This is a genomic window from Leifsonia sp. PARNA 1/14 (assembly GCF_055720965.1).
The window spans coordinates 320508-327871 of sequence record NZ_JBVQSP010000005.1 but is presented as its reverse complement, the minus strand read 5'-3'; the positions used below and the strand labels follow the sequence as shown (position 1 = coordinate 327871).

Here is a 7364-nt window from a genome sequence, read left to right as displayed (position 1 = left end):
CCACGCAGAGCTCGTCGAAAGCAATCCCACCTACGCCGAGATCGTCTCGTCGCAGCTGACCGCGGAGGAGGCGGCATGAGCCGCGATGACGGCGCCCGTGGCGGCGCGACGACGCAGACTCCGGTCCGCACCCCGGTGCGGCGCGGCCCTGGGGGAGGCGGCCCGTTCGGCGGGATGACGATGCCGGGCGACAAGTCGATGGACTTCGGTCCGTCGGCGAAGCGTCTCGGCCGGCGGCTGCGGCCGGAGATGGTCGGGATCGTCTTCGTGACGCTCCTCGCCGTCGTCAGCGTGTTCTTCGCGGTGCTCGGGCCGAAACTGCTGGGCAACGCGATCAACCTGGTCTTCGCCGGAGCGATCTCGTCGCAGCTTCCGAAGGGCATCACGCAGGCGCAGGCGGTCGCCGGCCTCCGAGCTAGCGGCCAGGGGCAGCTGGCCGACCTCGTCTCCGGGACGACGTTGACGCCGGGCGCGGGCATCGACTTCGCCGCGGTCGGTCACGTGCTGATGTGGGTCCTCGCGCTCTACATCGCGTCGTCGGTGTTCAGTTACCTGCAGGGCTACGTGCTCAACGGCATCACGCAGCGCACGGTGTACCGGCTGCGTCAGGACGTGGAGGCGAAGATCCACCGCCTCCCGCTGACCTACTTCGACAAGATGCAGCGAGGCGAGCTGCTGAGCCGTGTCACGAACGACATCGACAACATCTCGCAGACCCTCCAGCAGACATTGAGCCAGCTGCTCACCTCGTTGCTGACGGTGATCGGCGTGACGGTGATGATGTTCGTCGTGTCGCCGCTGCTGGCGGTGATCGCGTTGATCACGATCCCTCTCACACTGCTGGTCACGACGCTGATCGCCAAGCGCTCCCAGAAGCTGTTCGTGGCGCAGTGGCGCAATACGGGCGAGCTCAACGGGCAGATCGAGGAGGCTTTCACCGGCCACTCGCTGGTGAAGGTGTTCGGCCGTCACCGCGAAGTCGAGGAGCGGTTCCGTGAGAAGAACCAGGAGATGTACCAGGCGAGCTTCGGCGCGCAGTTCATCTCCGGCCTGATCATGCCGTCGATGATGTTCGTCGGGAACCTGATGTACGTCGCCATCGCCGTGGTCGGCGGCCTCCAGGTCGCCAGCGGCGCCATGCAGCTCGGCGACGTCACCGCCTTCATCCAGTACTCGCGCCAGTTCACCCAGCCGCTGACGCAGCTGGGGTCGATGGCCAACCTGCTGCAGTCCGGCGTCGCCAGCGCCGAGCGCGTGTTCGAGCTCCTCGACGCCGACGAGCAGAGCGCCGACCCGAGCGAGCCGGTGAACCCGGAGGGCACACGGGGGCGGCTCGCCTTCGAGGACGTCTCGTTCCGGTACGAGCCCGACACGCCGCTCATCGACGACCTCTCCCTGGTGGCCGAGCCCGGTCAGACCGTCGCGATCGTCGGCCCGACGGGTGCGGGCAAGACCACGCTGGTCAACCTGATGATGCGCTTCTACGACCTCGATTCCGGACGGATCACGCTCGACGGAGTCGATATCGCGTCGATGACGCGGCACGATCTCCGTGAGCGGATGGAGATGGTCCTCCAAGACACCTGGCTGTTCAAGGGCACCATCCGGGAGAACATCGCGTACGGCCGTCCCGACGCCACCGACGACGAGATCGTCGACGCCGCCAGGGCGACCTACGTCGACCGTTTCGTGCGCTCGCTGCCGGACGGCTATGACACCGTGCTGGACGACGAGGGCTCCAACGTCTCCGCGGGAGAGAAGCAGCTGCTCACGATCGCGAGGGCGTTCCTCGCGCGGCCGAGCGTGCTGATCCTCGACGAGGCGACGTCCTCGGTCGACACCCGCACGGAGCTGCTGGTGCAGAAGGCGATGAGCGCGCTGCGCGCGGATCGCACGTCCTTCGTGATCGCCCACCGGCTGTCGACCATCCGCGACGCCGACCTGATCCTCGTGATGGAGGCGGGGCGGATCGTCGAGCAGGGCACGCACTCCGAACTGCTCGCCCGGGGCGGGGCGTACTACACGCTCTACAACGCGCAGTTCGCGGCGCCCGCCGAGGAGGAGGCCTAGGCGGTTAGAGCCGTGCCCGCACCGCGCGCACGCACCAGAACAGGCCGTAGGCGAGGAGCCCGAGTGCGATCGCGACGAGCAGGAAGACGCCGAACGGGACGCTCACCAGCGCTTTGAGACTCCCGTCGAGCCCTGCCGCCTTCGAAGGGTCGAAGGTGATCGCGCCGGCGATGACGAGGCCGCCGACGAGCAGCAGGGCCACTCCCTTGGCGATGTAGCCGACCCTTCCGAGCACGGTGATCGCGCCCGCCCATCGGTCCGGCGGCAGTTTCAGGTCGCGCTCGAAACGGTGCGTCACGCCGTTGCGGATGAAGCCGACGCCGACGACGACGATGACCAGCCCGATCGCGCCGAGCACGAACACTCCGCCGGGAAGGGCGAGGAGGCGCGAGCTCGCGCTCTTCTCCGTCGACGACGCGTTGTGGTGTCCGCCCATCGCGATCGAGATCGTGACGACCGCCAGTCCCGCGTACACCACGGCCTTGACGACCTCCAGCAGCTTGGTGCCCACGCCGTGCGCCGTCACAGCCACCAGCACCTGCCAGACCGCGAGCACGATCAGCCCGATGATCACCAGCCACAGCACGAACACGCCACCGGGCACCGAGGCGACGGCCTGCAGTGCACCCGACTGGTCGGCCTGGCCGCCCGCTCCGGCCGCGACGGCCAGCGCGATGACGCCGATGAGGATGTGGAGAAGGCCGATGGAGGCCAGGCCGACACGGGCCAGGACCCGCACGGTCGTGCTGCGTTCGAGGCGAGACGCGGCTCGGGTAGGTGCGCTCATGGCATGCACGGTACCCGGGGTCCCGGCTCACCGGAATCTCGGGTACCGTAGAGAGCTGAGTCCGCCGCGCCGTCGCGCGGCGGCGAAGATCTGAATAGAGGAGGCCGGCATGGACATCGACCTCAGCGTCTTGCGTCTCATGGAGCGCGAGAAGGAGATCCCGTTCGACGAGCTTGTGCAGATCATCGAGCAGGCCATCCTGACCGCGTATCTCAAGCACACCAACCAGGCCGACCATCGTCATGGGCACTCCGACCAGCCGCCCGCTGCGCGCGTGCACCTGGACCGCAAGACCGGGCATGTCACCGTTTACGTTCCCGAACACGACGACGAGGGCAACGTCATCGGCGAGGCCGAGGACAGCCCGAGCGACTTCGGGCGCATCGCGGCGTTCGCCGCCAAGCAGGTGATCAACCAGCGGCTCCGCGACATCGCAGACGACGCGGTGCTCGGCGAGTTCCGCGGCCGCGAGGGCGACATCGTCGCCGGCGTCATCCAGCAGGGCCCCAACCCGCGCATGGTGCACATCGACCTCGGCAGCGTGGAGGCCATCCTGCCGCCCGAGGAGCAGGTGCCCGGCGAGGAGTACACCCACGGTTCGCGCATCCGCGTGTACGTCACCAGCGTCGCCAAAGGCGCCAAGGGGCCGTCGATCACCGTCTCGCGCACCCACCCGGCGCTCGTCCGCAAGTTGTTCGCGCTCGAGGTCCCCGAGATCGCCAGCGGCATCGTCGAGATCGTCTCGCTCGCCCGGGAGGCCGGCCACCGCACCAAGATCGCCGTGCGCGCTACGGAGCCCGGCGTGAACGCCAAGGGCGCCTGCATCGGCGAACTCGGCCAGCGCGTGCGCGCGGTGACGGCCGAGCTCAACAACGAGAAGATCGACATCGTCGACTACTCGCCCGATCTCGCGACCTTCGTGTCGAGCGCGCTCTCGCCGGCAAAGGTGACCAGCGCCTTCGTGATCGACGAGTCGCTCAAGGCTGTGCGCGCGCTCGTCCCCGACTACCAGCTGTCGCTCGCGATCGGCAAGGAGGGACAGAACGCCCGCCTGGCTGCGAAGCTGACGGGCGCGAAGATCGACATCCAGCCCGATTCGATCCTGGACGACAAGTGATGGAGGGCTGGATGTCGATCTTCGCGCCGTGCCGACGCGGCGAAGCCGTGGCGACACGGTTGCCGAAGGCACACGAGCGCGACATCCAGCCCGATTCGATCCTGTACGACAAGTAGGCGGCAATAAGCGGGCGTTCAGGGAATGCTCGCCCGGGATGGAGCGTTGCAGTGTGTGCGGCGCTCCGTCCTGATTCGGCGCAGAGATGCGTGAGGGGTAAGATGGAAGCCGTCAGAACGTGCGTCGGATGCCGTTCTCGCGCTCCCCGATCCTCTCTTCTGAGGGTCGTTCTCCGGAATTCGGAAATCGTGGCGGACCCGTCCGCCACTTTCCCCGGAAGGGGCGCGTGGCTGCATCCGGTCGACGAGTGTCTCGAGCTCGCACTCACGCGCAAGGCCTTCGGGCGGGCGCTGAGAGCGAACGAGAACCTCGACCCGACGGCCCCCTGGGCACATGCCCTGAGGGCCCACTTACGAGAACAGGCTGAAGAAGCAGTGACTTCACATGAGTGACAACCGATGAGCGGCTCGAAATGAGTTCCGTCCGCAACTAACGCCTGCCCTGTCCGGGGTGGGCCCCAGACAGGAGAATTGTGGCTGCAAAACCACGCGTACACGAGGTCGCGAGCGAGCTCGGCGTCGACAGTAAAGTCGCGCTCGCGAAACTCAAAGAGATGGGCGAGTTCGTCAAAGGACCGTCCTCCAGCATCGAGCCGCCGGTAGCACGCAAGCTGCGTGCCGCTCTGGAGGCTGAAGGCTTCACCGCCGACAAGGCGGCCGCCGCACCGAAGGCGGAGGCTCCGCGCCCCGCTGCTCCGCGCCCTCAGGCGTCGAGCGAGTCCGACGCACCCAAGCCGCAGGCGCCGATGTCGGTCGCCGAGCGTCAGGCCGCCGCCGAGAAGGCTGCCGCCGACAAGGCCGCCGCCGAGAAGGCCGCTGCCGAGAAGGCGGCGCCCGCAGCTGCGGCCGCAGCCGCCCCGAGCGAGAAGGCCGCCCCGTCGGCTCCCCGCCCCGGCGGCGCGACCCCCGGCGCGGGAAGCATCCCCCGCCCCGGCGCGCCGCGCCCTGGCAACAACCCGTTCTCGTCGAGCCAGGGCATGGGCCAGCGTCCGAGCGCTCCGCGTCCCGGCAACAACCCGTACTCCAGCTCGCAGGGCATGGGCCAGCGGCCGAGCCCGGGCAACATCCCGCGTCCGGCCCCGCCGCGTCCCGGCTCGCCCCGCATCGGCGCACCCGGTCAGGGCGGTAGCAATCGTCCCGGTCAGCGTCAGGGCGGCGGCGGAGGCCGTCCCGGCTTCCAGCAGCGTCCAGGTGGCGCGGGCGGCGCCGCGGGCGGCGGCTTCCAGCGCCCCGGCGGTGGCACTGGTGGCGGCTTCGGCGCCCCGCGTCCGGCCGGTGGCGGTGGCCGCGGTCGTGGCCCCGGCGGCGGCACCGCCGGCGCGTTCGGTCGTGGCGGCGGCAAGTCCAAGGCTCGCAAGTCGAAGCGCGCGAAGCGTCAGGAATTCGAGATGCGGGAGGCCCCGTCGCTGGGCGGCGTGAGCGTCCCTCGCGGCGACGGCGGCACCGTCGTGCGACTGCGCCGCGGTTCCTCCATCTCCGACTTCGCCGACAAGATCGACGCGAACCCGGCCTCGCTGGTCACCGTTCTCTTCCACCTGGGCGAGATGGCGACTGCGACCGAGTCGCTCGACGAGGCGACCTTCCAGATCCTCGGTGAGGAGCTGGGTTACAAGATCCAGGTCGTCTCGCCGGAGGACGAGGACCGCGAGCTGCTCGAGGGCTTCGACATCGACCTCGACGCCGAGCTGGAAGGCGAGTCCGACGAGGATCTCGAGATCCGGCCCCCGGTCGTCACGGTCATGGGTCACGTCGACCACGGTAAGACGCGCCTCCTCGACGCCATCCGCAACGCGAACGTCGTCGCGGGCGAGGCCGGCGGCATCACCCAGCACATCGGTGCGTACCAGGTGTGGACGGAGCACGACGGCATCGAGCGTGCCATCACCTTCATCGACACCCCGGGTCACGAGGCGTTCACCGCCATGCGTGCCCGTGGTGCGCAGGTCACCGACATCGCGATCCTCGTGGTCGCGGCCGACGACGGCATCATGCCGCAGACCATCGAGGCGCTGAACCACGCCCAGGCGGCCAACGTGCCGATCGTGGTGGCGGTCAACAAGATCGACAAGCCGGAGGCCAACCCGGCCAAGGTGCGTCAGCAGCTCACCGAGTTCGGCCTGGTCGCCGAGGAGTACGGCGGCGACGTCATGTTCGTCGACGTGTCGGCCCGCAACAACATCGGCATCGACGACCTGCTCGACGCCGTGCTGCTCACCGCCGACGCCGGTCTCGACCTGCGGGCCAACCCGAACAAGGACGCGCGCGGTGTCGCCATCGAGGCGAAGCTCGACAAGGGCCGCGGCGCCGTCGCGACCGTGCTCATCCAGTCCGGAACGCTGCGCGTCGGCGACGCGATCGTCGCGGGTACGGCCTACGGCCGTGTCCGTGCGATGGCCGACGAGAACGGCGACCCGGTCTTCGAGGCAGCGCCGGCCCGTCCGGTGCAGGTCCAGGGTCTCTCCAGCGTCCCGCGCGCCGGCGACACCTTCCTCGTCACCGAGGAGGACCGCACCGCCCGGCAGATCGCCGAGAAGCGTGAGGCCGCCGAGCGCAACGCCCAGCTGGCGAAGGCCCGCAAGCGCATCTCGCTCGAGGACTTCACCCGCGCTCTGGAAGAGGGCAAGGTCGAGGCGCTCAACCTCATCATCAAGGGCGACGTGTCCGGTGCCGTGGAGGCCCTGGAGGAGTCGCTCATGAAGATCGAGGTCGACGACTCGGTCAGCCTGCGCATCCTGCACCGCGGTGTCGGCGCGATCACCGAGTCGGACATCGACCTGGCGACCATCGACAACGCGATCGTGATCGGCTTCAACGTCCGCCCGGACGTGAAGGCGCGCGAGCGCGCAGCCCGCGAGGGTGTGGATGTCCGCTTCTACTCGGTCATCTACAACGCCATCGAGGACATCGAGAACTCGCTGAAGGGCATGCTCAAGCCCGAGTTCGAAGAGGTCCAGTCGGGTGTGGCCGAGATCCGCGAGGTGTTCCGCTCCTCCAAGTTCGGAAACATCGCCGGTGTCATCGTCCGGTCCGGCACGATCACGCGAAACGCCAAGGCGCGCGTCATCCGCGACGGCGTGGTGGTGGGAGACAACCTCGCCATCGAGTCGCTGCGCCGGTTCAAGGACGACGTCACCGAGGTGCGCACGGACTTCGAAGCCGGTATCGGCCTCGGCAAGTACAACGACATCCAGGTCGGCGACGAGATCGAGACCACCGAGCTGCGGGAGAAGCCCCGCGTTTGATCATCGGAGCGGGGGGGGGGGGGGGGGGGGGG

5 protein-coding genes are annotated in these 7364 nt (G+C 68.7%); 4 read left to right on the top strand and 1 reads right to left on the bottom strand.

Going from position 1 to position 7364, the window contains the following annotated elements:
* Nucleotides 1–75: 75 nt before the first annotated feature.
* Nucleotides 76–2070, top strand: a complete 1995-nt coding sequence (locus AC0HS0_RS15250; RefSeq protein WP_472964905.1) for an ABC transporter ATP-binding protein — start codon at nucleotides 76–78, stop codon at nucleotides 2068–2070.
* A gap of 4 nt (nucleotides 2071–2074) precedes the next feature.
* Here AC0HS0_RS15250 and AC0HS0_RS15245 read toward each other — a convergent pair whose 3' ends face one another.
* Nucleotides 2075–2857, bottom strand: a complete 783-nt coding sequence (locus tag AC0HS0_RS15245; RefSeq protein WP_472964903.1) for a DUF1206 domain-containing protein — start codon at nucleotides 2855–2857, stop codon at nucleotides 2075–2077.
* A gap of 109 nt (nucleotides 2858–2966) precedes the next feature.
* Between AC0HS0_RS15245 and nusA the strand changes: the two genes are divergently transcribed.
* The 3 genes from nusA to infB all read left to right on the top strand — a co-directional run bounded on the left by nusA (nucleotide 2967) and on the right by infB (nucleotide 7332).
* Nucleotides 2967–3974 carry a transcription termination factor NusA gene (nusA, locus tag AC0HS0_RS15240; RefSeq protein ID WP_055919221.1) on the top strand — a complete coding sequence of 336 codons (1008 nt, stop codon included), beginning with the start codon at nucleotides 2967–2969 and terminating at the stop codon, nucleotides 3972–3974.
* A 218-nt stretch (nucleotides 3975–4192) separates the two neighbouring features.
* Complete coding sequence (locus tag AC0HS0_RS15235) at nucleotides 4193–4483, top strand: YlxR family protein (RefSeq protein ID WP_472964901.1); 291 nt, start codon at nucleotides 4193–4195, stop codon at nucleotides 4481–4483.
* Nucleotides 4484–4563: 80 nt separating this feature from the next.
* Nucleotides 4564–7332, top strand: a complete 2769-nt coding sequence (gene infB / locus AC0HS0_RS15230; RefSeq protein ID WP_472964900.1) for a translation initiation factor IF-2 — start codon at nucleotides 4564–4566, stop codon at nucleotides 7330–7332.
* Nucleotides 7333–7364: the final 32 nt, after the last annotated feature.

Coding starts and splice junctions, on each gene's coding strand:
- AC0HS0_RS15250 (WP_472964905.1), top strand. CDS start 76: ATGAGCCGCGATGACGGCGCCCGTGGCGGCGCGACGACGCAGACTCCG.
- AC0HS0_RS15245 (WP_472964903.1), bottom strand. CDS start 2,857: ATGAGCGCACCTACCCGAGCCGCGTCTCGCCTCGAACGCAGCACGACC.
- nusA (WP_055919221.1), top strand. CDS start 2,967: ATGGACATCGACCTCAGCGTCTTGCGTCTCATGGAGCGCGAGAAGGAG.
- AC0HS0_RS15235 (WP_472964901.1), top strand. CDS start 4,193: ATGGAAGCCGTCAGAACGTGCGTCGGATGCCGTTCTCGCGCTCCCCGA.